At 61.9% G+C, this 21,667-nt stretch carries 25 protein-coding genes; 22 read left to right on the top strand and 3 right to left on the bottom strand.

Features of this window, described 5'->3' with window-relative positions; all coding sequences use genetic code 11:
* The first annotated feature begins 146 nt into the window (after positions 1–146).
* From MESOP_RS34130 to MESOP_RS27255, 20 genes are all read left to right on the top strand, one after another.
* Positions 147–389, top strand: coding sequence for a hypothetical protein (locus tag MESOP_RS34130; RefSeq protein WP_013896582.1), 243 nt, complete (start codon positions 147–149; stop codon positions 387–389).
* A gap of 229 nt (positions 390–618) precedes the next feature.
* Positions 619–1,581 (top strand): NADH-quinone oxidoreductase subunit B family protein, encoded by a 963-nt coding sequence (locus MESOP_RS27345; protein WP_013896581.1) that lies wholly within the window; start codon positions 619–621, stop codon positions 1,579–1,581.
* A 46-nt stretch (positions 1,582–1,627) separates the two neighbouring features.
* Complete coding sequence (locus MESOP_RS27340; RefSeq protein WP_013896580.1) at positions 1,628–3,226, top strand: nickel-dependent hydrogenase large subunit; 1,599 nt, start codon at positions 1,628–1,630, stop codon at positions 3,224–3,226.
* Positions 3,227–3,319: 93 nt separating this feature from the next.
* Positions 3,320–3,634: a hypothetical protein gene (locus MESOP_RS27335; RefSeq protein WP_013896579.1), complete on the top strand. Its 315-nt coding sequence runs from the start codon at positions 3,320–3,322 to the stop codon at positions 3,632–3,634.
* Between the two features lie 41 nt (positions 3,635–3,675).
* Entirely contained in the window at positions 3,676–3,996 is a 321-nt protein-coding gene (locus MESOP_RS27330) for a hypothetical protein (RefSeq protein WP_013896578.1), read from the top strand.
* 10 nt (positions 3,997–4,006) lie between these two features.
* A complete protein-coding gene (locus MESOP_RS27325; protein ID WP_013896577.1) occupies positions 4,007–4,483 on the top strand; it encodes a hydrogenase maturation protease in 477 nt (158 codons plus the stop codon).
* Positions 4,480–4,800, top strand: coding sequence for a hypothetical protein (locus MESOP_RS27320; RefSeq protein ID WP_013896576.1), 321 nt, complete (start codon positions 4,480–4,482; stop codon positions 4,798–4,800). The genes MESOP_RS27325 and MESOP_RS27320 overlap by 4 nt, the downstream gene beginning before the upstream one ends.
* A gap of 99 nt (positions 4,801–4,899) precedes the next feature.
* On the top strand, positions 4,900–5,922 hold the full coding sequence (locus tag MESOP_RS27315; RefSeq protein ID WP_013896575.1) for a hypothetical protein: 1,023 nt from the start codon (positions 4,900–4,902) through the stop codon (positions 5,920–5,922).
* Positions 5,923–5,945: 23 nt separating this feature from the next.
* The gene (locus MESOP_RS27310; protein ID WP_013896574.1) at positions 5,946–6,158 is read left to right on the top strand and encodes a hypothetical protein; all 213 of its coding nucleotides are present in this window, start codon (positions 5,946–5,948) and stop codon (positions 6,156–6,158) included.
* 10 nt (positions 6,159–6,168) lie between these two features.
* Positions 6,169–6,393, top strand: a complete 225-nt coding sequence (locus MESOP_RS27305) for a hypothetical protein (RefSeq protein ID WP_013896573.1) — start codon at positions 6,169–6,171, stop codon at positions 6,391–6,393.
* Positions 6,350–7,267, top strand: coding sequence for a NifU family protein (locus tag MESOP_RS27300; protein ID WP_245265134.1), 918 nt, complete (start codon positions 6,350–6,352; stop codon positions 7,265–7,267). The genes MESOP_RS27305 and MESOP_RS27300 overlap by 44 nt, the downstream gene beginning before the upstream one ends.
* Entirely contained in the window at positions 7,264–8,454 is a 1,191-nt protein-coding gene (locus MESOP_RS27295) for an NHL repeat-containing protein (protein ID WP_013896571.1), read from the top strand. The genes MESOP_RS27300 and MESOP_RS27295 overlap by 4 nt, the downstream gene beginning before the upstream one ends.
* On the top strand, positions 8,451–10,874 hold the full coding sequence (gene hypF / locus MESOP_RS27290; protein ID WP_013896570.1) for a carbamoyltransferase HypF: 2,424 nt from the start codon (positions 8,451–8,453) through the stop codon (positions 10,872–10,874). The genes MESOP_RS27295 and hypF overlap by 4 nt, the downstream gene beginning before the upstream one ends.
* A 2-nt stretch (positions 10,875–10,876) precedes the next feature.
* Entirely contained in the window at positions 10,877–11,158 is a 282-nt protein-coding gene (locus tag MESOP_RS27285) for a HypC/HybG/HupF family hydrogenase formation chaperone (protein ID WP_013896569.1), read from the top strand.
* 12 nt (positions 11,159–11,170) lie between these two features.
* Positions 11,171–11,863, top strand: a complete 693-nt coding sequence (locus MESOP_RS27280) for a D-sedoheptulose-7-phosphate isomerase (RefSeq protein WP_013896568.1) — start codon at positions 11,171–11,173, stop codon at positions 11,861–11,863.
* Positions 11,860–13,017, top strand: coding sequence for a hydrogenase formation protein HypD (gene hypD, locus MESOP_RS27275; RefSeq protein ID WP_013896567.1), 1,158 nt, complete (start codon positions 11,860–11,862; stop codon positions 13,015–13,017). The genes MESOP_RS27280 and hypD overlap by 4 nt, the downstream gene beginning before the upstream one ends.
* Positions 13,014–14,081 (top strand): hydrogenase expression/formation protein HypE, encoded by a 1,068-nt coding sequence (hypE, locus tag MESOP_RS27270; RefSeq protein ID WP_013896566.1) that lies wholly within the window; start codon positions 13,014–13,016, stop codon positions 14,079–14,081. The genes hypD and hypE overlap by 4 nt, the downstream gene beginning before the upstream one ends.
* Before the next feature lie 9 nt (positions 14,082–14,090).
* Complete coding sequence (locus MESOP_RS27265) at positions 14,091–14,429, top strand: hydrogenase maturation nickel metallochaperone HypA/HybF (RefSeq protein WP_013896565.1); 339 nt, start codon at positions 14,091–14,093, stop codon at positions 14,427–14,429.
* Entirely contained in the window at positions 14,429–15,478 is a 1,050-nt protein-coding gene (gene hypB, locus MESOP_RS36815) for a hydrogenase nickel incorporation protein HypB (RefSeq protein ID WP_013896564.1), read from the top strand. Before MESOP_RS27265 ends, hypB begins: the two co-directional genes overlap by 1 nt.
* A gap of 99 nt (positions 15,479–15,577) precedes the next feature.
* On the top strand, positions 15,578–16,651 hold the full coding sequence (locus MESOP_RS27255; protein ID WP_041165038.1) for a HoxN/HupN/NixA family nickel/cobalt transporter: 1,074 nt from the start codon (positions 15,578–15,580) through the stop codon (positions 16,649–16,651).
* 265 nt (positions 16,652–16,916) lie between these two features.
* On the opposite strand, the gene MESOP_RS27250 is transcribed toward MESOP_RS27255, so the two are convergent.
* From MESOP_RS27250 to MESOP_RS27240, 3 genes are read right to left on the bottom strand one after another with little or no spacing between them, the layout of a single operon-like run.
* The gene (locus MESOP_RS27250) at positions 16,917–17,531 is read right to left on the bottom strand and encodes an FMN-binding negative transcriptional regulator (protein ID WP_013896562.1); all 615 of its coding nucleotides are present in this window, start codon (positions 17,529–17,531) and stop codon (positions 16,917–16,919) included.
* Positions 17,491–17,739 carry a conjugal transfer protein TraD gene (locus MESOP_RS27245; protein WP_013896561.1) on the bottom strand — a complete coding sequence of 83 codons (249 nt, stop codon included), beginning with the start codon at positions 17,737–17,739 and terminating at the stop codon, positions 17,491–17,493. The genes MESOP_RS27250 and MESOP_RS27245 overlap by 41 nt, the downstream gene beginning before the upstream one ends.
* 1 nt (position 17,740) lies before the next feature.
* Entirely contained in the window at positions 17,741–18,067 is a 327-nt protein-coding gene (locus MESOP_RS27240; RefSeq protein ID WP_013896560.1) for a conjugal transfer protein TraD, read from the bottom strand.
* Positions 18,068–18,239: 172 nt separating this feature from the next.
* Between MESOP_RS27240 and traA the strand changes: the two genes are divergently transcribed.
* Together traA and MESOP_RS27230 are read left to right on the top strand one after the other, a co-directional pair.
* Entirely contained in the window at positions 18,240–21,287 is a 3,048-nt protein-coding gene (gene traA / locus MESOP_RS27235) for a Ti-type conjugative transfer relaxase TraA (protein WP_013896559.1), read from the top strand.
* Positions 21,288–21,416: 129 nt separating this feature from the next.
* Complete coding sequence (locus MESOP_RS27230) at positions 21,417–21,632, top strand: helix-turn-helix transcriptional regulator (protein WP_013896558.1); 216 nt, start codon at positions 21,417–21,419, stop codon at positions 21,630–21,632.
* The last annotated feature ends 35 nt before the right edge of the window (positions 21,633–21,667 follow it).

Here is a 21,667-nt window from a genome sequence, read left to right as displayed (position 1 = left end):
AACCGCTCCTGTCTTTGGCAATCGGTGATGCGCGATGTTGCCAGCCAGGCTTGGCATGGCGGGCAGGTGGCTCTTCGAACGCGGATGGCAAATCGGTCATGTCAGCCCTATGTTGAGTTTTGAGCGCGCACGTTTAGGAGAGCGCCATGAGCAAAGCCGATGAACCCTCATCACCGCCGCAAACGGAGATAATCCCGTTTCCGCAGTCCCGGGTCCCGACTTCAAGCCGTCACAAGCCGACCAAATATCTTGGGTTGGGGGCAATGGCAAAAACGATCGGCGCGCCTGAACGGCAGACGACGGGCCACTGGTGCAGTCGCTGCGAAGGTATCTGGTATGGCTATCTGCTCGAAGTCACCTGTCCGGCCTGTGGCAATCGTCACGGCTAAAAACGGGTCGTGACGACCCTTGTCTTCGTTCACAACCTAGTTTCCAACAGCAAAGTTACTTTGCAGCCTGTGCGCGGGCCGATACGGCGGCCCAATCCGCGCAAAGACACGCCAAGTTATTGATAATAAGGGGTTTCTTGGACAACGTTCCCGGCTGGCACGGCGCTTGCTTCACATTAGTCGGAGGCGTGCATACGGCAATGCTTCGTTACAGGCTGTGGAGGAGAGAATGGCCAATCTTTTGTGGCTCCAGGGTGGAGCATGCTCCGGCAACACGATGTCGTTTCTCAATGCCGAGGAACCGAGCGCGTGCGATCTGGTTACCGACTTTGGCATCAATGTGCTGTGGCATCCCTCGCTCGGGCTCGAGCTCGGCGAGAACCTGCAAAAGATGCTGAAGGCGCTGACCGCAGGCACGCTGGCGCTGGACATTTTCGTGTTCGAAGGCACCGTGGTGAACGCCCCCAACGGGACCGGCGAATGGAACCGCTTTGCAGGCCGTCCCATGCGCGACTGGGTGAGGGACCTGTGCAAGGTCGCCAACTTTGTCGTCGCCGTTGGCGATTGTGCGACGTGGGGCGGCATCCCCGCGACCGCGCCGAACCCGTCCGAAAGCGAAGGCCTGCAATTCCTCAAGCGTGGCCATGGCGGCTTCCTGGGCAAGGATTTCAAATCCAAGGCCGGTCTGCCAGTGATCAACATTCCGGGTTGCCCGGCTCACCCCGACTGGATCACGCAAATCGTGGTCGCGGTCGCCACCGGCCGCGGCGGTGATCTCACCTTGGACGAATTCCAGCGTCCGAAGACGTTTTTCACGTCCTTCACGCAAACGGGCTGCACCCGCAACATGCACTTCGCCTACAAGGTTTCTGCGACCGAGTTCGGTCAGCGCAAAGGTTGCCTGTTCTATGATCTGGGCTGCCGCGGGCCGATGACGCATTCGCCGTGCAACCGCATTTTGTGGAACCGGCAATCATCCAAGACCCGAGCGGGCATGCCTTGCATGGGCTGCACCGAGCCCGAATTCCCGTTCTTCGATCTGGCTCCGGGAACCGTATTCAAGACCCAGACCGTCATGGGTGTCCCAAAGGACATGCCGAGCGGGGTCGACAAGACCGGTTACATCAAGCTGACGGCTGCAGCCAAGGCTGCTTCGCCGCGCTGGGCTGAAGAAGACATTTTCGTCGTCTGAAGTCGCCGATTGCTAGTTTCCAATTTTCAGGGAGGTCCGGAAGACCATGTCAGCCGCTGTTCAAACACTTGATATTTCTCCTGTTGGCCGCGTCGAGGGCGACCTCGACGTGCGCGTCGACATCCAAAATGGCGTTGTCGTCAATGCCTGGACGCAAGCCGAACTGTTCCGCGGGTTCGAAATTATCTTGCGCGACAAGGATCCCCAGGCGGGCCTGGTCGTCACGCCGCGCGCTTGCGGCATCTGTGGCGCTTCGCACCTGACCTGCGCGGCCTGGGCGCTCGACACCGCCTGGAAAGCCGAGGTTCCCCGCAACGCCATCCTTGCGCGCAATCTCGGGCAGATCGTCGAGAGCCTGCAGAGCTTGCCAAGACACCACTACGGTCTGTTCATGATCGACTACACTCACAAGAACTATTCGCATTCGAAATACTACGAAGAGGCGGTCAAGCGCTGGTCGCCATACACTGGCACCAACTATGAGCTTGGCGTGACGATCTCTGGACGACCCGTCGAGATCTATGCCCTGCTGGGCGGCCAGTGGCCGCACTCCAGCTACATGGTGCCAGGCGGCGTGATGTGTGCGCCCACGCTTACTGACGTTACCCGGGCCTGGTCCATCCTTGAGCATTTCCGCCGCAACTGGATGGAGCCGGTTTGGCTAGGCTGCTCCTTCGAACGCTACGAGCAAATTCGCTCCTATGACGATTTCATGGCCTGGCTTGACGAGCGCCCGGAGCACGCGAATTCGGATCTGGGCATGTTTTGGCGCATGAGCGTGGACGTCGGTGTCGACAAATATGGCAAAGGTCATGGAAAGTACGTGTCCTGGGGCTACTTGCCGCATGAGGACAAGTACAATCGGCCGACCATCGAAAACCGCAACGCCTCGCTGCTGATGAAAAGCGGCGTCTACGATGGCGCGGCCGACACCCACAAACTGATGGACCAGGTCCACACAAGAGAAGACGTCTTGCATGCCTGGTACGACGAGCCGAGCGGAAAACATCCGTTCGAGCGCACGACAAAGGCCGTCGGCAAGAACCCGGTCGAATACGAAAACCAGTACTCATGGTCGACCGCGGTGCGCCACGACAACAACGGTCGGCTCGAAGCTGGACCCCTGGCCCGCCAGCTGATCGCAGGCGGTAGCCACGGTGAAAGCTGGCAGCATCACGACCCACTTGTTCTTGACATGTACAAGAAGCTTGGCGGGGCCAGTGTCATGCTGCGTCACTTCGCCCGCATGCACGAGGGCGTCAAGCTCTATCGCCAGGCCGAGCATGCGCTGCGCGAGTTTCGCCTCAATGACCCGTGGTACGTCAAGCCGACGGAGAAGGACGGCCGCGGCTGGGGCGCCACTGAAGCCATCCGCGGCGCGCTTTGTCATTGGATCGAGGTGCAAAACGGCAAGATCAAGAACTACCAGATCATCGCGCCGACCACTTGGAATGTCGGGCCGAGATCGGACGGTGGCGAGCTTGGCCCGATCGAGCAGGCGCTGATCGGCACGCCGATCGCGGATCCAAGCGATCCCGTCGAGGTCGGCCATGTCTGCCGCTCGTATGATTCCTGTCTTGTCTGTACCGTGCATGCCCATGATGCCAGCACCGGGACAGAACTCGCACGCTTCCGTACGGCTTGATCCGACGCAACGCGTCGAGCGCGCTCAGCCTCGATCGTCCGGCCGCGCGCTGGACGATCGGATCTGCTGCACACGAACCCGGGAGCGCAGGCAATGAATAGCGAGCAACAGCATGCTTTGCTGCGCAAAATGGCGCAATTGATGCAAGGCGGGCTAAAGACGCAGACCGAACCTTTTCCCGAAACGGAAAAGGAGTTTGCTGCGATTTTGACCGAACTGCGTCAGCTCAAGGCCGACGACATCGAGGGCAAGATGGTCATCAGCGGCTTCGTGGATCAACCCTATGGCCCTGACAAGCAGCGCTGCATGGAATGCATGTATTACCTCGTCCACCGAGAATGGTGCGACCTGCCGGAGCTGGCCGTGCCGGTCGATGCCGATTGGTGGTGCAGGCTTTGGCGCATCTAGGCCCTTGCAGTGACTTTAGGCCCGCGCGGTAGGAGGAGCCGGTGGCGAACGAAACCAACGACGAGAATGTGGCGGGCCAAATCCGCTCTTTGCTTGTCGGCGGCTTGAAGACCGAAGTTTTTCCCCGTGCCGACGACCAGGACAGCGTGGCCGAGATCCTTGGCCGGTTGCGCGAGGCTGGCGGCGACATTACGGCTGGATTGGTGATTGCGGGCTTCACCCTCCAGCCCGTGGAGCACGGCGGCATTGAACAGGCCTGCGAGACCTGCATGTACTATCTGGTCCACCGGCGTTTCTGCGAACTTCCCGAACTCGCCGTTCCCGTTGAACCGCAGTGGTCCTGCCGGCTCTGGCGCATATGAGTGCACAGCTATGATCATCGTCATCGGCTGCGGAAATTTGAACCGACAAGACGATGGGGTGGGCGTAGAGGTCATACGTATATTGCGGCAACGCGACCTCGAAGGGCCGGATGTCAAATTGCTTGACGCCGGGACGGACGGCATGTCGGTCATGTTTGCCGCGCGGGGTTGCACGTCCTTGATCGTGGTCGATGCGTCAAAAACCGGGGTGACGCCAGGCGCCATTCACGAGGTGCCCGGCACTGTCCTTGAGCGCCCCTATGTCCCCGGTCTCAACCTACATGATTTCCGCTGGGAAGCGGCCCTTTATGCCGGACGGCAGATTTTCCGCGAGGAGTTCCCCAAGGACGTGACGGTCTTTTTGATCGAGGCCGCCGAACTTGGCTTCGGCATAGGGCTGTCGCACGATGTCTCTTCGTCGGCAGTGCAGGTTTCACGGCGCGTCGAGGTACTCATCAGCGAAAGGTTGGCCAAGGTGCCCGCATGAACGCGCCCCCCGCCAGTGTGCAGGTCCGGCGCGGCGGGCTCTATCTGTCTTCGGCAACATGCGACCGATACTTCACGGGCCTGGAAAGCGTCATTCTGCTGCGGCGCAACGACGACCTGGTCATCCTGCCGGTTCGTCACGCCGCATCTGGCGGCTATCTGTTGAAGCGTCGCAACGGAGCAGGCGACCGCGTGGTCTTTGCGCCGGATTTCTTCCGGGAGCAGGGAATGGATGATGAATCGGCGTGCGAATTTTTCGCGCAGTGGGACTCGGAGCAGGCCGCGCTCGTGGCCAAAGACATGTTTTGTGTAAACTAAGTTATCAGTTGGTAATTTAAGTAGACAGCTTTGGAAAACTAGGCTAGCTTTTTGCCAAGATAATAAGCTGCGCCAAAAGCAGCCGTGGAGGAAGCCCAGTTGCAAAGCACTCGCGCCGAAGACGAGGTGCGCGCAGCAATTGCTGCGGCAGAAGACGAATCGGCGAGCCCCGCCGAGCGGGCCGAGATGCTCATGGAAATCGCCATGGGACTCCAGCAGCGCCCCAAGAGCGCTGAGCAGATTCTGGCGGCAGTCGACCTCTACGATCGCGCGCTCAGTGTCTGCCCGCAGGATGAACGCCTGCTCGCCGCCCGTATCTTTGCCCGCAAGGGCACGGCTCTTTTGATTCTTCCCGACGAAGGAACGGCAGCGTTGCAACAAGCGCGCGCTGCCTTCGAGGCCGCCATGCCATCCCTGGTCGATTTCGGTCGGCCAGAAGAACTGGCAGAGGCGGAAATGAACCTCGGTCTTGCGATCCAGAATCTGGCCGGCCAGCACAAGGCCCGCATCACCGACGCGATTTCGGCCTATCAGCGGGCGCTGCGCACGTTCGACAAGGCACACTTCCCAAAGGAATTCGCCATCCTGCAGAACAATCTGGCGACAGCGTTTCTCTCCATTCCGTTCACCGATGCCAGATCCAAGATGCGCGAGGCGCTGGCCGTGCAAGCCTTCGAAGAAGGATTGAAGATCGTCAATCTGATCGATCATCCCACCGAATACGCCATGTTGCAGAACAACCTCGGCAATGCCCTGCAATACGCGTCCTCAAGCCATACGCTGGAGAACAACCTGCGCGCGCTCGACGCCTATGACGAAGCTCTGAAAGTTCGTCTGCGAGCCACGATGCCGCTCGAATATGCCAACACAGTCGCCAACAAGGCGAATTGCCTGTGGAATCTTCCCGACGACCCGGAACGGCCCGAGAACGGCAACCGCGCCAATGTGCGCGCCGCTAGGGAGTATTATCGCGAGAGCCGGGAAATTTTTAGCGCCAGCGGGCAGGCCGAGAAGGCGCGTACCGTTGCCGAGGCCCTCGAGCAGATCGAACGTGAACTGCTCTCGGCAGCCCCTGGCGATAGCGATCAACAAGGTGGCGGGGAACACCGACATCTCAACTGAACCGAACTCAAGGAGTCTATGACGTGGCAGGAGTTGAACTGACGGCAGCTGGCGCGGTGCTTGCGCTCATCATCGGACTGGTCTGCTCCGGCATCGGCGGAGCGATCGGTGGCATCGCGATTGGTGGAAAATCATTGGGCAACGAACTTGCCGCCATGATGGGCAGTTTTTACGGACCGATCGCTGGTGTGCCGGGACTGGTCGCCGGATTGATCATTCTGACGCTGATCGGCTGAGGGGCAAATCATGTTGGAAATGGCAAAAAGCTCGATCACGCTCTTCTTTCGGGGAAAGCTCTTCTCCGAACCCGGCAAAGTCTATCGCCAGACAGCGATAGGGGCGACCATAACCGCCCTGCTTGTCATTGCCCTTGCCAAGGCCGGCCTGCCGTTGGCGGCCGCAGCCGGGCTCGCCTGCCTGATTGGCGGTGCCTTGCAGCCGTACCTGTTCAAAAACCTCAAGTACCGTTGATATGAACGCCATCGATCAGATCCCGACCAAACGTGAGGATCTCGCCGGTCTTGCCGGCGACATCGAGCGTGTCGAGGCGATCTTTTCGAGTTGGGACGAGACGCAACGCAACGCGGTGGAGGCATACCGCCGCGCCATAGAGGACCTGCATGGTGAGGCTTTGCGACGCCTTGTGCGGGGGTTGAAAGATGAGCCGGCCGCGCTCGCGGCGATGAAGCAGGCGGTTACCGACGAGGTCGTCTACGCGGTGCTGCGCCGTCACAACATCCTCAAGCCCAGCCTCAGCGAGCGGGTAGAGGCGGCGCTGGACGGGGTGCGCCCGATGCTTGCCTCGCATGGCGGCAATGTCGAGTTGGTCAACGTCAGGCCGCCGGCGATCGAGGTCCGGTTCGTCGGTGCCTGCGACGGCTGTCCGGCCTCGGCCCTCACGTTCCACGCGGGCGTAAAAAAAGCAATCGAGGAGGCCTGTCCCGAGATCACCGATATCGTTCAGATCAAGGGCATGAGCAACGCTGCCGACAATGACAGTGTCCGCTTCGTCAGCCCGTTCGCGCTCGGTGCCGTCGGCGGCTGGCATCTGGTGTGCCGCCTCGATGAGATCCCGCAGGGCGGCATCAGTGCCGTCGTGGTCGGTGGGCAAAATGTGATCCTGTCACGTCAGGAGGGGGTGGTTTCGTGCTTCCAGAATGCCTGCGCGCACCTTGGCATGGAGCTGGACGGCGGCAGCATCGATGAAGGCATCATCACCTGTCCGTATCATGGCTTTCGGTATGATCTTTCCAGCGGCGAGTGCCTGACCGCGCCCGAAGTGGCGCTTCAGCCGCATGCCGTGCGCGTCATCGGCAATCGTGTCGAGGTGAGGCTGTCGTCATGATGCGCATCTCCCTGGCCCCCGATTACCGCCGTCCTCTACCAGGCAGCGTGACACAACAGCTCCTCGATCCTCGCGGTGCGCGAACCGTTCTCGGCGACCAGATCGCTGCCAACGGAGTTCCAGATCCCATCAGGCCTCAACCGAATTCGCTGTTTGGGCCGCGTGGCGTCTGCTTTGCACCGCACGGCGGGCCGTTCTTCGTTGCCGATACCGGCCATCATCGGCTGATGATCTGGAACAAGGTGCCTCAAGCAGACAATGCCGAGGCGGATCTGCTGATCGGCCAGCCTGATTTTTACGCCGAAGGTCGCAACGCGCATGGGCCGGTCGGTCCCGCCACGTTGAACATGCCCACGGGAGTATCGACCGATGGCAAGGTGCTCGCCATTGCCGACGCATGGAACCACCGTGTGCTGATCTGGCGCACACTGCCCGAGCATTCCAACCAGCCGGCGGACCTGGTGCTCGGGCAGGCGGATTTTTCGAGAGGCGCTGCCAACCGCGGCGCGGCAACCGCCGCGGCCGATACGCTGAACTGGTGCTATGGGGTCACAATCGCCGATGGCAGGGTGTTTGTTGCCGACACCGGAAACCGTCGGGTGCTGGTCTGGAACTCCATGCCTCGGCGTAACGGCCAGCCTGCCGATCTGGTGCTCGGCCAGGTTGACGCAACGACCCGCGATGACAATGCCTCCGGGGTCGGCGGCGCTGTCGGCATGCGCTGGCCGCACAGCGTGGTCGTCGAAAACAACAAGATTCTGGTGGCGGACGCCGGCAACAACCGCATCATGGTGTGGAATTCGATGCCCAATGCCGATGGCGCGCCCTGCAGCTTCGTGCTGGGTCAATCCAGCTTCGACGGCAATGACCACAACAGGGCCTCCTATCACCCAAACAATCGTGCACTCAACATGCCCTATGGCATGGCGATCCACGACGGCACCCTCCTTTGCGCCGACACCGCCAATTCCCGGTTGATGGGCTACCCCCTCGACGATCTGCGCATGGATAGTGCCGCGTGCGGTCTCGCCGCCCAGTCGGGCTTTGCCGACAAGGGCGACAATCGCTGGCGCTTTGCTGCCCGCGACAGCGTCTGCTGGCCGTTCGCATTGGCCGCGTCGGGAAAAACGTTGGCGATCGCCGATACGGGCAACAATCGCGTCCTGCTGTGGGAGGCGGCGTCATGAACACGCCGCTGCGGATGGCCGACGCGACGAGCAGTGTCGAGATCAGGGTTCGCGGCCGTGTGCAAGGGGTTGGTTTCCGGCCGACGGTCTGGCGGATCGCCAGCCGGCTGGGCCTCGACGGCGACGTGCTCAACGACAGCCAGGGCGTGTTGATCCGCGTGCGTGGCGTCTCCTCGACCATTGCAGCCCTTGTCGAGGAGTTGCGGGCGTCGCCGCCGCCGCTGGCCGAAATCACGGCGATCGAGACCCGCCCTTGTGAGGGCGACTTGGCGTCCGGCTTCGTCATCGTCGACAGCGAGGCCGGTGCTCATGCCCGCACCGAAATATCGCCCGATGCTGCCATGTGTAGCGTCTGTGCCGCCGAAGTGCTCGATCCGTTCCTGCGGCGTTTCCGCTATCCCTTCACCAACTGCACCCATTGCGGGCCAAGACTGAGCATCGTTGTCGGCGTTCCTTACGACCGCGCCACCACGACCATGGCGCCGTTTCCGCTCTGCCAGGCTTGCGGCGCCGAATATCGTGATCCTGCCGATCGCCGCTTTCATGCCGAGGCGACGGCCTGCCATGTCTGCGGACCGACAGCAAGATTGATTCGCTTCGATGGCCGCGCCTTCTCCTTCGAACAGCATTCGATGCTCGACGATGTGGACGCGGCATTGAGCCTGATCCAGAAGGGCGAGATCGTCGCCATCAAGGCACTTGGCGGCTATCAGCTTGCTTGCGATGCCACCCGGCCGGAGGCGGTGGCTTTGCTTCGTCAACGCAAGCGCCGCGATGCAAAACCCTTCGCGCTGATGGCGCGTGACGTCGATGTTGTTCGCCGCCACGCGACGGTCAGTGACGCGGAAGCGGCAGCCCTTGCAAGCCGCGAGGCGCCAATTGTCCTGCTTGCCGCCACCGGACCCGAAAAACTGCCCGCCGAGATCGCGCCCGGTCTGCAGACCCTGGGCTTCATGCTGCCTTCAACCCCTTTGCATCTGCTTTTGCTCAGGCGCATGGGCCGGCCAGTGGTCATGACCAGCGGCAACCTGTCCGATGAACCGCAGCTTATCGATGACGCGGAGGCGGCAGCAAAACTGTCCTCGATCGCACCATACGCTTTGACCCACAATCGCGATATCGCCAACCGCATCGACGATTCCGTTGTGCGCCACATGGGCGCAAAACTGCGCGTGCTGCGCCGCGCGCGCGGCTATGCGCCGGCGTCGATCGAGCTTCCGCCAGGCTTCGAGGCGGCGCCAGAAATCCTGGCTTACGGCGCTGAACTGAAAGCGACCTTCTGTCTGATCAAGGACGGCCGTGCGGTGCTGTCGCAGCACCAGGGCGATCTCGAAGACGCACTGACCTATGACGACTATCGCAAGAACCTCGTCCTTTATCGCGGTCTGTTCGATCACCGTCCGGTAGCCCTGGCCGCGGATATGCATCCTGAATATCTGTCGGCGAAACTGGCACGCGCCACCGCCAGGTCTGAAAACCTGCCGCTCGTGGAGGTTCAACACCATCATGCCCATGCCGCTGCCTGCCTGGCTGAAAACGGACGCTCGTTGAACGCGGATCCTGTCCTGGCCATCGTGCTCGACGGGCTCGGATACGGGTCCGATGGTGCGATCTGGGGTGGCGAGTTCCTGCTCGCGGACTATCGCCGCTTCGAACGGCTTGGCACCTTCAAGCCGGTCGCCATGCCAGGGGGGGCACAAGCCATACGCGAGCCGTGGCGCAACCTCCATGCGCATGTGACGGCCGAGATGGGATGGCCGGCCTTCGCCATGAATTTCGGCGAACTGGACCTGTTTGCCGCGATCACCGCCAAGCCGCTGGCGAGTGTCGAGGCCATGATCAAGGCGTCCCTCAATTCGCCCAACGCATCATCTTGCGGTCGCCTGTTCGACGCAGTCGCTGCCGCTCTCGGAATCTGTTTCGACCGTCAGGCCCACGAGGGCGAGGCGGCCGCGCGGCTGGAAGCGACGGTCTCGGTCCGCTCGCTTGACGAGGAGAGCGATGCTCTCGCCTATCCGTTACCGATCCCCAACCTGAAAGGTTCAGGCCTGCCATACATTGAGCCGCTGGGCATGTGGAACGCGGTCTTTGGCGACCTGATCCTGAAAACGCCGGCGTCCCTCATCGCGGCGCGCTTCCACAAGGGTCTGGCGAAATCCATCGCTGCCATGGCTTTGAAGCTGGCGCGCCGCGACGAAGACGGCGCCCTGCCGCGTTTCGACACGGTGGCCCTGTCGGGCGGCTGCTTCCAGAACAAGGTGCTGTTCGAGCAGGTCCTCGGCCGGCTTGAAGACATGAATTTCAACGTCCTGACGCACTCCCGCGTACCTTCCAATGATGGCGGCGTCGCGTTCGGCCAGGCCGTGATCGCGGCAGCCCATCTCATCGACGCCGGCGGTGTCCGACAGAAAGCGAGCTGACAATGTGCCTTGGCATTCCTGGAAAGATCCTCAAGATCGACGATCATGAAAAGAAGCTGGCAACCGTCGATGTCAGCGGCGTCAGGCGACAAATCAACATCGCCTGCATTGTCAACGAACACCATTCGGTCGAGGACTGCGTCGGCGACTGGGTGCTGATCCATGTCGGCTTCGCCATGAGCCGCATCGACGAGCGTGAAGCAGCCGAAACACTGAAAATCCTCACCGAACTCGGCGAAGCGCAAGCCGAGATGGAGTCCATGCGGCTGTCGGCGGCCCATTAGGAGGACGTGAAAATGTCCAGCGAAAGCGAACTGAAAGGGCTCTACCCATTCCTGCACGGCAAGGCCCAGGATCCGGAAAAGATGAATGCGGCGCTGCTGCATTCCGTTGCCGAGAAGGCCCGCGACACACGCGAAACCAATGAGCGCTTCTTTGGAGATCAGGCTGGCATCCTTGTCGCCGCCGCGCATGCGCTTGCGGATGTCTACCGCAACAACGGTCAGCTGTTCTCCATGGGCAATGGCGGCTCGAGCTGCGATGCGTCCCATGTCGCAGTCGAGTTCGTCCATCCCGTGACCGCCGGCCGGCCGGCGCTGGCCGCCACCAATCTCGTCGCCGATCTGGCGATGATTTCAGCCGTCGGCAACGATCTCGGCTTCGACCATGTCTTCGTGCGCCAACTGCTGGCGCACGGCCGCAAGGGCGATGCGCTGATCGGCATCTCGACCAGTGGCAATTCGCAGAACCTGGTCGCGGCCTTCGCCAAGGCCAAGGAGATGGGGGTCCACACCATCGGGCTCGCCGGCGGCGACGGGGGGCGCATGAAATCATCAGGCACCGTCGAGCATCTGCTTGTCGTGCCGTCCACCTCTATCCACCGCATCCAGGAGTGCCACGTCGCCGCCTATCATATCCTGTGGGACCTCGTGCACACGCTGCTCGCCGACGAACGCGGCTCTGCCGCCGCAAAAGGAAGCGTCCAATGAAATACACCGACGAATTCCGCGATGCGGAAAAGGCGAAAGTCTTGATCAAGGAAATCGACAAGCTTGTCGCGACCATCGAGATCGCAAGAAGCCGCCCGATCAACATCATGGAGGTCTGCGGCGGGCATACGCATTCGATCTTCCGCTATGGGCTGGAAGGCATGCTGCCCGACGCCATCGAGCTGGTGCATGGGCCGGGCTGTCCGGTCTGCGTGCTGCCGATGGGCAGGGTTGACGACTGCGTGTCGATCGCCGAGCGGCCGGAAGTGATCTTTACCACCTTCGGTGACGCCATGCGCGTGCCCGGCTCGAAAAAGAGCCTGCAACAGGCAAAGGCTGATGGCGCGGATGTGCGCATGGTCTATTCGCCGATGGACGCGCTGTCGCTGGCGCGCAAGAACCCAGATCGAGAAGTGGTCTTCTTCGGCCTCGGCTTCGAGACCACGATGCCGTCCACGGCACTGACGGTGTTGCAGGCCGAAGCCGACGGCATCGAAAACTTCTCGGTGTTTTGCAACCACATCACCATCGTGCCGACGATCAAGGCGATCCTCGACAGCCCGGATCTGCATCTCGACGGCTTCCTGGGACCAGGCCATGTCTCGATGGTCATCGGGACCGCCCCTTACGAATTCATCGCCGACTTCTACAAGCGGCCCATGGTCGTCGCCGGCTTCGAACCCCTCGATGTCCTGCAATCGATCTGGATGGTGCTGAAGCAGATCAAGGACGGCCGTGCCGAGATCGAAAACCAGTATGCCCGCATCGTTCCCGAGGCCGGGAACAACGCCGCACTCACCGCCGTGGGCAAGGTCTACGAGCTGCGTGAATTCTTCGAATGGCGGGGGCTCGGCTCCATCGACCATTCCGGCGTCAAGGTGCGCGACGACTATGCCCGCTTTGATGCCGAGCGCAAGTTCGCCATCCCTGGCGTCAAGATAGCCGACCCCAAATCCTGCCAGTGCGGTGAGGTGCTGAAGGGCGTCATCAAGCCCTGGCAGTGCAAAGTGTTCGGCACCGCCTGCACCCCGGAGGTGCCGCTCGGGGCGCTGATGGTTTCATCCGAGGGCGCTTGCGCTGCCTACTACCAGTATGGCGGCGTCAAGAAGCATACCACGGCCCGGTCCGGTAGCCAGCCGGTGACCGTGTCATGAACATGCGGCCACCCCCACCCAAACGCGTGCTGGGACGGGTTTTCATCCCGACCGTGACGCTTGCCCATGGCGGCGGCGGCAAGGCCATGAAAGACCTGATCGACGATGTCTTCATCAGCGCGTTCGCCGGCGCGGCTCCCGAGGTGCTGGAAGACCAGGCGCGCTTCGATCTCGCAATGCTGGCAACGCATGGCGACCGGCTTGCCTTCACTACCGATGCTTTCGTTGTCGACCCGCTGTTCTTTCCCGGCGGCGATATCGGCAAGCTTGCCGTCTACGGCACTGTCAACGACCTGGCGGTCGGCGGCGCCAAGCCGCTCTATCTGTCCTGCGCCGTCGTCATCGAAGAAGGCATGCAGGTCGAGGTGCTGCGCCGCATCGCGCTCTCGATGGCGCAAGCGGCGCGCGAAGCCGGCGTCACCATCGTGACAGGTGACACCAAAGTCGTTCAGCGCGGCGCATGCGACAAGATCTTTATAACGACCACCGGACTTGGGGTGATCCGGCCTGGACTTGAACTCGGCATCGATCACGTAAGGCCCGGTGACGCTATCCTGGTCAACGGCCTGCTGGGTGATCATGGCGCCGCGATCCTGTGCGCGCGTGGCGACATGGCCCTGGAAGCCTCGATCGAGAGCGATTGTGCGCCTCTGCATGAGCTGATCGAGTTGCTGCTGGCCGCAGCGCCCGGCACGCGCTGTATCCGCGATGCGACGCGCGGCGGCATCGCCACGGTGCTCAATGAGATCGCCGACGCCTCCGCAGTGTCGATCGAGATCAACGAGGTGGCAACGCCGCTGCGCGATGAAGTGCGCGGCTTTTGCGAGATCCTCGGTCTCGACCCGCTCTATCTCGCTAATGAAGGCAAGATTGTCATTGCGGTGCCGGTGCAAGAAAGTGAAGCCGCACTTGCCGCATTGCGCGCGCATCCGCACGGCCAGGGGGCTGCAGTCATCGGCCATGCCGGCGTCGGCGAGCCGGGGCGCGTTACCATGCAGACCCTGTTTGGCGGCCGGCGCATCGTCGACATGCTGGTCGGCGAACAATTGCCGCGCATTTGTTGAGGAAAGCCCGTGCACGAACTCGGCATCACGCGCAACATCGTCTCCATCGTCGAGGAAGCGGCGAAGGGGCGCCGCGTGAGGCGCGTGACACTTGATGTGGGACAGTTTTCCGGGGTTATTCCCGACGCCATCCTGTTTTGCTTCGACATTGTCGCCAAGGGCACGTTGCTCGATGGCGCGCGGCTGGACATCCGCAAGATTGCCGGGCGCGCAAGCTGCCGGACTTGCAGCGCAACGTTCGAGACGGCCACCCTCTATCAGGCTTGCGCCTGCGGCTCGCTTGCCATCGACCGGCTGGCCGGCGAGGAACTGAAAATCCGGGAAATGGAAATCGAGGAGGCTGCCTGATGTGCGGAACCTGTGGCTGCGGCTCCAAGGCCGAAACGCGAATCCTCAACCTGCAAACCGGCAAGGAAACGGCTCTCGGCGATGCGCACGGTGATATCCATGCCCATAATTGCGGCACGGCGCATGGGCATGGCCACGACCACAGCCACGCCCATCCGCACGACCATGGCGACGGACATAGCCACGATCACCAGCATCCGCACACTCATGGCCACGAGCACGCGCACGACCATGCGATGAAGCATGCGCGCGAGCATCGCCACCATAACGATCATGGCCATGGCGACGCTGAGTTGCATGGTGACGATCATTCGCATGCCCATGCTCACCACGGTCATGATCGTGCGGACGGCCATCATCACCATGGGCACGAGCATCGCCACGGCCAAACCGCGGTGGTCGAACTCGAAATGCAGATCCTGGCCAAGAACGACGCGCTTGCCGCCAGCAATCGCGGCTGGTTCGCCGGTCGCGAGATCCTGGCGCTGAACCTTGTTTCTTCGCCCGGCTCCGGCAAGACGACGCTGCTCGAGCGCACCATCCGCGATCTGAAGGACCGGATGGTGATCTCGGTCATCGAAGGTGACCAGGCAACCGCCAATGACGGCGAGCGCATCCGCGCCGCCGGAGCTGCCGCTATCCAGGTCAACACCGGCGCCGGCTGCCATCTTGAAGCCGATATGTTGGCCAAGGGGCTGGTCGAACTGAAGCCGGCCTTCGGTTCGGTGGTCATGATCGAGAATGTCGGCAATCTTGTCTGTCCGGCGATGTTTGATCTCGGCGAACACGCCAAGGTGGTCATACTCTCGGTCACCGAGGGCGACGACAAACCGTTGAAATATCCGCACATGTTCCGAGCCGCCAAGGTCATGGTCATCAACAAGATCGATCTTCTGGCGCATGTCGATTTCGAGGTCGACACCGCCATCGCCAACGCGCGGCGGATCAATCCCGAGATTGCCACGCTTAGTGTGTCGGCAAAGACGGGGGAGGGGCTCGGGGGCTGGTACGAATGGCTTGACCATGAAGCGGCGCAGGTGCGGCTTTAAGCTCTGTGTCGGAACGGTCGTTGTGCAGACTTTGCCGGGCCATCGACGGATCGGGGAGGAGAGAAAATGACGGAAGCAGCCGCGCTCACGGCCTCGGCGATGCACCAGGAACCGACTGCTCGGCGTCTCCCCAATCCTTTCGACGACCGGCCGGTCCGTGTCAGAACCAAGACGGTGATGATCTACGTCTTGCTGGTTGGCGCCAATATGGGCGCGTGGGCATGGGCTTGGGTGGCTTTCTGCGACCGTCCGGCCCTGCTTGGCACCGCATTGCTCGCCTACATGCTTGGTCTCAGGCACGCATTCGACGCCGACCATATCGCGGCGATCGACAATGTCGTGCGCAAGCTCATGCAGGAAGGCAAGGCGCCCTACGCGACCGGCTTTTTCTTTTCGCTTGGTCACTCAAGCATCGTCATCATGGCCTCGATTGCCATCGCCGCGTCGGCCACGCTGATGCAAGGCAGACTGGAGGCGTTTCATAAATGGGGCGATTTGGTCGGGACCAGCGTCTCGGCCCTGTTCCTGCTGGTGGTCGGCATGGCCAATCTGTTCATCCTCAAGGGCATATGGGCGGCTTTCATCCGGGCGCGCCGCGGCGAAAAGATCGTCGACGAAGATCTCGACGCCCTTCTTGCCGGGCGTGGCTTGATCGCCCGCATTTTCCGGCCGCTGTTCGGCATCGTCACTCGGTCCTGGCACATGTATCCGATCGGCTTCCTCTTCGGTCTCGGCTTCGACACCGCCACCGAGATCGGCCTGCTTGGCATTTCGGCAACCCAGGCGACGCAGGGCATTTCATTCTGGTCGATTCTTGTCTTTCCAGCTCTCTTCACTGCCGGGATGTCCATCATGGACACAACCGATAGTGTGCTGATGACCGGCGCCTACCGCTGGGCGTTCGTCAATCCGATGCGAAAGCTCTGGTATAATCTTACCATCACCATTGTCTCAGCAGCGATAGCGATCTTCATTGGCGGCATTGAGGCGCTCGGGATCCTTGCAGACAAGCTTGGTTTGCAAGGCGGCCTTTGGGGCGTGGTTGAAGGAATCGATGGGAGCCTTGCCACTTTCGGCTATGTGATTGTCGCCATCTTCCTGGTGAGTTGGGTGGTTTCCGTGATCGTCTACAGAGCGAAAGGCTATGGAAGATTGAGCATGGAGAACAGTTAGGCCCTGATGCGCTGCATACGGCTTCGCCACAAGTGAGATGCTCTGGTCGAAAGACGGCGGTCACTTGGTGACGAGAAAAACGGCTTGCTGGAATCGCACGTTCAGCGACACCTCCTCGCCGCCTATTCATCGATCCGGGGTGGCCCCGTCACGACATCGTATCCGGGCGGATACTCTGAAAGGCTCAACTTCTGCCGCTTCCGTTTGCGTGGCCGGGCGGTATTGCGCCTGCCGGATGCCAGCCTCGGAACTGCGGCGGGGCACTTCAACCCTGTTCGACCTTCCGGGCGGCGGCTGCCAGCATCGCCTGACCGACGCCCAGGTTGCCATGGGCGACAAGCACTTCGCCGACCTTGCGAATATCTCGCGGCTCTTTGGTCTGGCTCAGCTTGGCCTTGCCGATCAGGCGCGTAATCTCGATCTCCAGTCCCACGATGTCCTTGACCAGGGTGTCAATGAATTCTCTTGGCGCATCCCCCATCTTCCATGGGACGGGCTGGGATGACTCATGCCGATGGGTCAGTTTGGCCACGTTGCGACGCACAAAGCGCTCATCGTCGTGAACGGTGAGGCGTCCGTGTGCATGTGCGACCAGGTAGTTCCAGGTCGGAACCTGCTTGTGGAATTCGTGCTTGCTCGGATACCACTGCGGAGAAATGTAGGCGTCGGCGGCCCGGAACACGACGAGCATCTCATCACCGCTCGACACCTGCCAGACCGGGTTGCTGCGCGCGACGTGACATCGAAGCGTGCCAAGTGCTCCTGCCAGGCTGTCGAGTTCGCACCGGCGGACGTCTGCTGTTGGGCTTCGTGCCGGCCGCTGCTTGCGCCAACTTTGGCTAGGTTCGCCGGCCCATCCGGTCTTCACGCCGTTCAGCATCGAACGCCTGCCTTCCCTTTGAGGCCCACAGGTCTCGCGCATGCTCGCCTTCATCGCTCTGCAGCTTGGCAGCGATCCAAAGCAGCGCGCCGTAGATCGTAGCGCGATCGTCGTTGGTCAGCTCAACAATGCCTGCCTTGACGACGAGACCGCCGAGTTCGATCAGATGCCGGGTACGCTGGCGTCGCTCGACCTGCCAGGCGCGCATGTCATTGCGAGCCTGTGCCGCTTGCCGGCGATTGTGCGCTGCCCGGTTGTGCTGGAGCGCTACGCCGGTTGCGTTCAGGCGTCGGAGCAGCTCGCCGGGACCGGCTGTCGAAAAACATTACTCCACGCTTGGCCCATGCCTCACGGTTTGAGGTGTCCTTCGTTTCTGCGATCGCGACGAGCGCGCCGGCCAGTTCGTCGGTGCTCAGTTGATCGGCGCCGGTGGCGATCACCAGTTCGCCTAGCTGCTGCACCTTTCGGTTTTTGAGCTCTCGCGCTTTGTCTTCCAGCTCCTTCAGTTCGGCGTCGAAGTCGCGTGGTTTGCGCATGGCTATCTCCATCGATTGTCGATGCGGCAATGATAGGTGAGCTTCTCCCGGAAGGCTTCAGGGTTGCCGAGACAGCCCGGGACGGGTTGGTCCACCCCGAGATTTTTTCGAGGGAGGGCGCGCTTATACGTCGTGCCGACGTACGCTTTGACGTGCAAATGATCCTGTCGCGATGGCGATCTATCATCTTCACGTCAAGGTCATTAGCCGCAAGACAGGCTCAAGCGCAGTCGCGTCGGCCGCCTACCGCTCGGCCTCGCGGCTGCGGGACGAGCGGATCGAACGCACGCATGATTTCTCGGCCAAGCCCGGTGTCGTCCATTCCGAGGTGATGTTGCCTGCGAATGCGCCGGAGGCCTGGCGCGACCGCGAACGGCTGTGGAACGATGTCGAGGCGTTCGAGGTCAGGAAGGATGCGCAGCTTGCCCGCGAGGTCGAGTTTGCGCTGCCGCGTGAACTCAGCCAGGCGCAAGGCATCGAGTTGGCGCGCGACTTTGTACAAGTCGAGTTTGTCAGCCGAGGTATGGTCGCGGATCTGAATGTGCACTGGGACAGGGCGGAGGATAGCAGCCCCAAGCCGCACGCTCATGTCATGCTCACCATGCGGGCCGTGGACGAGAACGGTTTTGGTGCCAAGGTTCGAGACTGGAATGCTACCGAGCTGGTCGAGCGCTGGCGCGAGCGGTGGGCGGAACTGGCCAATGAACGCCTGGCAGAACTCGACATCGACGCCCGCATCGATCATCGCAGTCTGGAAGCGCAGGGCATTGCCCTGGAGCCGCAAACGCAGATCGGTGCGCCAGCGCAACGCATCGAGGGCAGTGGCCTTGCTGCTGGCGACATTGAAGCAGATCGCGCCGAACTGCATCGCGAGATCGCGCGCAACAATGGCGCGCGCATCATTGCCGATCCATCCGTGGCGCTCGATGCCATCACCCATCAGCAATCGACCTTCACCCGAAAAGACATTGCGAAGTTTGCGCATCGACACAGCGACGGAATAGAGCAGTTCAACGCGGTGATGGCAGCCATCAGCAACGCACCCGATCTGGTCGAACTCGGCAAGGACGGACGCGGCGAAGATCGCTTCACCACCCGGCAGATGATCGAGACCGAACAGCGCCTTCACCGCGCGGCGGAGCGTATCGATTTGGACGAGCGACATGCGGTGAGTGACGCCCATCGAGAGGCAGCGCTGGCGAATGCGAAGCAGCGCGGCCTTGTTCTGTCAGGCGAGCAGACCGATGCGCTTGCGCATATCACCGAGGGCCGCGGTCTTGGTGTCGTCGTCGGCTTTGCCGGAACGGGCAAGAGCGCCATGCTGGGCGTTGCGCGCCAGGCATGGGCAGCGGCGGGCTATGAGGTTCGAGGCGCGGCACTCTCCGGCATTGCCGCCGAGAATCTCGAGAGCGGATCAGGCATCCCGTCACGCACCATCGCCAGTATGGAGCATAGCTGGGGGCAGGGCAGGGATCTGCTCACCACGCGCGATGTCCTGGTGATCGATGAGGCCGGCATGGTCGGCACGCGCCAGTTGGAGCGCGTGCTCTCTCATGCGGCCGAAGTTAGCGCAAAGGTTGTGCTGGTTGGCGATCCGCAGCAGTTGCAGGCGATCGAAGCGGGCGCTGCATTCCGCTCGATGCATGAGCGTCATGGCGGCGTCGAAATCGGCCAGGTGCGCCGGCAGCGCGAGGACTGGCAGCGCGATGCAACGCGCGATCTGGCAACCGGCAGGATCGGCGCCGCTATCAGCGTCTACGACGCGCAAGGCATGGTGCATCAGGCTGCAACGCGCAATGAGGCGCGAGGTGAACTCGTCGAGCGCTGGGATCGCGACAGGCAGGCGCATCCAGAGGCAAGCCGGATCATTCTCACCCACACCAACGACGAGGTGCGGGCACTGAACCAGGCAGCGCGCGAGCGCATGCGCGCTGCCGGAGAACTCGGCGACGATGTTCAGGTGAATGTCGAACACGGTGCAAGGAGCTTCGCCAGCGGCGACCGGGTCATGTTCCTGCGCAATGAGCGCGGCCTCGGCGTCAAGAACGGCACGCTCGGCATCGTGGAGGAGGTCAGCACACAGAGCATGACAGTGCGCACCGATGACGACAGGTCGGTGCAGTTCGACCTGAAAGACTATGCGCACATAGACCACGGTTATGCCGCGACCATTCACAAGGCGCAGGGCATGACCGTCGACCGGACCCATGTGCTCGCCACGCCGGGCATGGACGCGCATGGCAGCTACGTCGCCCTGTCGCGGCATCGAGACGGCATGGACTTGCATTACGGCGGCGATGACTTTGCCACTAGAGACCGGCTGGACCGAACGCTGTCACGGGACCGCGCCAAGGACATGGCGTCGGACTACGAGCAAATCGATCCGGCGCAGAGCTATGCCGAGCGCCGCGGCATCACCTTTCGCGAGCGTGTCGCAGAGATCGTGCGCCGGATCCTTCCGGAGAAGCTTCGCGACAGGATCGGCGGATTGCTGGACGGGTTGCGCTCGCCCGGAGACGCCGAGCCCATGCAGGAACGTGGACCTGGGCCGGGAAGGGAAAATGTTGGGGCGCAAATCGGAGATGCAGGTCCGACGCCTGGCAGAGGAAATCTCGCTACCGGCGTGCCGCGCGACACGAATGTGCCGGTGGATGCGGAAACAGAAATGCGGCGAGCCCGCACCCAGGCGCTTGTGCGTCACGCGCGCGCGATCGACGCGATCCTGAGAAGCGGAAATGCGGATGGCCAGGGCAGTCCCGACCAGATGCGGGAATTGAGGGATGCCCGTAGCGCTTTCGAGAAGGTGCGACCGTATGGCTGGCGCGATGCCGAAGCGGCTTATGTGAAAAACCCCGAACTTGTCCGCGAGGCGAGCGTCGGCCGCGTCAGCCGCGTCGTGCTTGCTCTCCAGCTGGAGACGGAGATCCGCACTGGGATGGACATCGATCCCGGTCGCCGCGCCGACCGTTTCGTGGAGCGTTGGCAAAAGCTCGATCGTACGGGACAGCAGCAATATCAGGCCGGCGACATGTCCGCCTACAAGTCAACGCGCTTGGCCATGTCCGATATGGCCAAGAGCCTTGGACGCGATCCGCAGCTTGAATCCCTGCTTGCCAACCGGAAGCGCGACCTTGGGATCAACGTGGAGACGGGCCGTCGCCTGGGCGCGGAACTCGCCTTCAGCCATGGCATCGGTAAGGGGCGGGGGATTGGAATCTAAGGCCTGCCGATTTGCCGCCGTTTCCACTCCGCAGTCGGCTGAGGCGACAAACCTGATTGCCTCCGGCATGGGGTTCGTCCTGTCTGTCCCAGCAGAAATCAGCAACAACCAGTGACGTGCAGGTAAGCTATGCCCGAGCCGGATCGTATCATACGCCTCAAAACCGTCCTTGCCCGGACCGGGCTGTCCCGTTCAACCATCTATCGCAAGATCGCCGAAGGCACGTTCCCAGCCCAGATCAAGATCAGCATCAAAGGTGCGGGCTGGCGGGAATCCGATGTCAGTCGGTGGATTGCTGATCCCGTTGCATGGCACACCGGCGCATCACGAAAAAACAGCGAGTAGACGCGGCGGAGTGGTACGTTGCTGTCGACGTTGAA

Origin of the sequence: Mesorhizobium opportunistum WSM2075 (genome assembly GCF_000176035.2) — a bacterium.
GTDB lineage: Bacteria > Pseudomonadota > Alphaproteobacteria > Rhizobiales > Rhizobiaceae > Mesorhizobium > Mesorhizobium opportunistum.
This window is presented reverse-complemented; position numbering and strand designations above follow the sequence as displayed.

Coding starts and splice junctions, on each gene's coding strand:
- MESOP_RS34130 (WP_013896582.1), top strand. CDS start 147: ATGAGCAAAGCCGATGAACCCTCATCACCGCCGCAAACGGAGATAATC.
- MESOP_RS27345 (WP_013896581.1), top strand. CDS start 619: ATGGCCAATCTTTTGTGGCTCCAGGGTGGAGCATGCTCCGGCAACACG.
- MESOP_RS27340 (WP_013896580.1), top strand. CDS start 1,628: ATGTCAGCCGCTGTTCAAACACTTGATATTTCTCCTGTTGGCCGCGTC.
- MESOP_RS27335 (WP_013896579.1), top strand. CDS start 3,320: ATGAATAGCGAGCAACAGCATGCTTTGCTGCGCAAAATGGCGCAATTG.
- MESOP_RS27325 (WP_013896577.1), top strand. CDS start 4,007: ATGATCATCGTCATCGGCTGCGGAAATTTGAACCGACAAGACGATGGG.
- MESOP_RS27320 (WP_013896576.1), top strand. CDS start 4,480: ATGAACGCGCCCCCCGCCAGTGTGCAGGTCCGGCGCGGCGGGCTCTAT.
- MESOP_RS27305 (WP_013896573.1), top strand. CDS start 6,169: ATGTTGGAAATGGCAAAAAGCTCGATCACGCTCTTCTTTCGGGGAAAG.
- MESOP_RS27295 (WP_013896571.1), top strand. CDS start 7,264: ATGATGCGCATCTCCCTGGCCCCCGATTACCGCCGTCCTCTACCAGGC.
- hypF (WP_013896570.1), top strand. CDS start 8,451: ATGAACACGCCGCTGCGGATGGCCGACGCGACGAGCAGTGTCGAGATC.
- MESOP_RS27285 (WP_013896569.1), top strand. CDS start 10,877: ATGTGCCTTGGCATTCCTGGAAAGATCCTCAAGATCGACGATCATGAA.
- MESOP_RS27280 (WP_013896568.1), top strand. CDS start 11,171: ATGTCCAGCGAAAGCGAACTGAAAGGGCTCTACCCATTCCTGCACGGC.
- hypD (WP_013896567.1), top strand. CDS start 11,860: ATGAAATACACCGACGAATTCCGCGATGCGGAAAAGGCGAAAGTCTTG.
- hypE (WP_013896566.1), top strand. CDS start 13,014: ATGAACATGCGGCCACCCCCACCCAAACGCGTGCTGGGACGGGTTTTC.
- hypB (WP_013896564.1), top strand. CDS start 14,429: ATGTGCGGAACCTGTGGCTGCGGCTCCAAGGCCGAAACGCGAATCCTC.
- MESOP_RS27255 (WP_041165038.1), top strand. CDS start 15,578: ATGCACCAGGAACCGACTGCTCGGCGTCTCCCCAATCCTTTCGACGAC.
- MESOP_RS27250 (WP_013896562.1), bottom strand. CDS start 17,531: ATGCTGAACGGCGTGAAGACCGGATGGGCCGGCGAACCTAGCCAAAGT.
- MESOP_RS27245 (WP_013896561.1), bottom strand. CDS start 17,739: ATGCGCGCCTGGCAGGTCGAGCGACGCCAGCGTACCCGGCATCTGATC.
- MESOP_RS27240 (WP_013896560.1), bottom strand. CDS start 18,067: ATGCGCAAACCACGCGACTTCGACGCCGAACTGAAGGAGCTGGAAGAC.
- traA (WP_013896559.1), top strand. CDS start 18,240: ATGGCGATCTATCATCTTCACGTCAAGGTCATTAGCCGCAAGACAGGC.
- MESOP_RS27230 (WP_013896558.1), top strand. CDS start 21,417: ATGCCCGAGCCGGATCGTATCATACGCCTCAAAACCGTCCTTGCCCGG.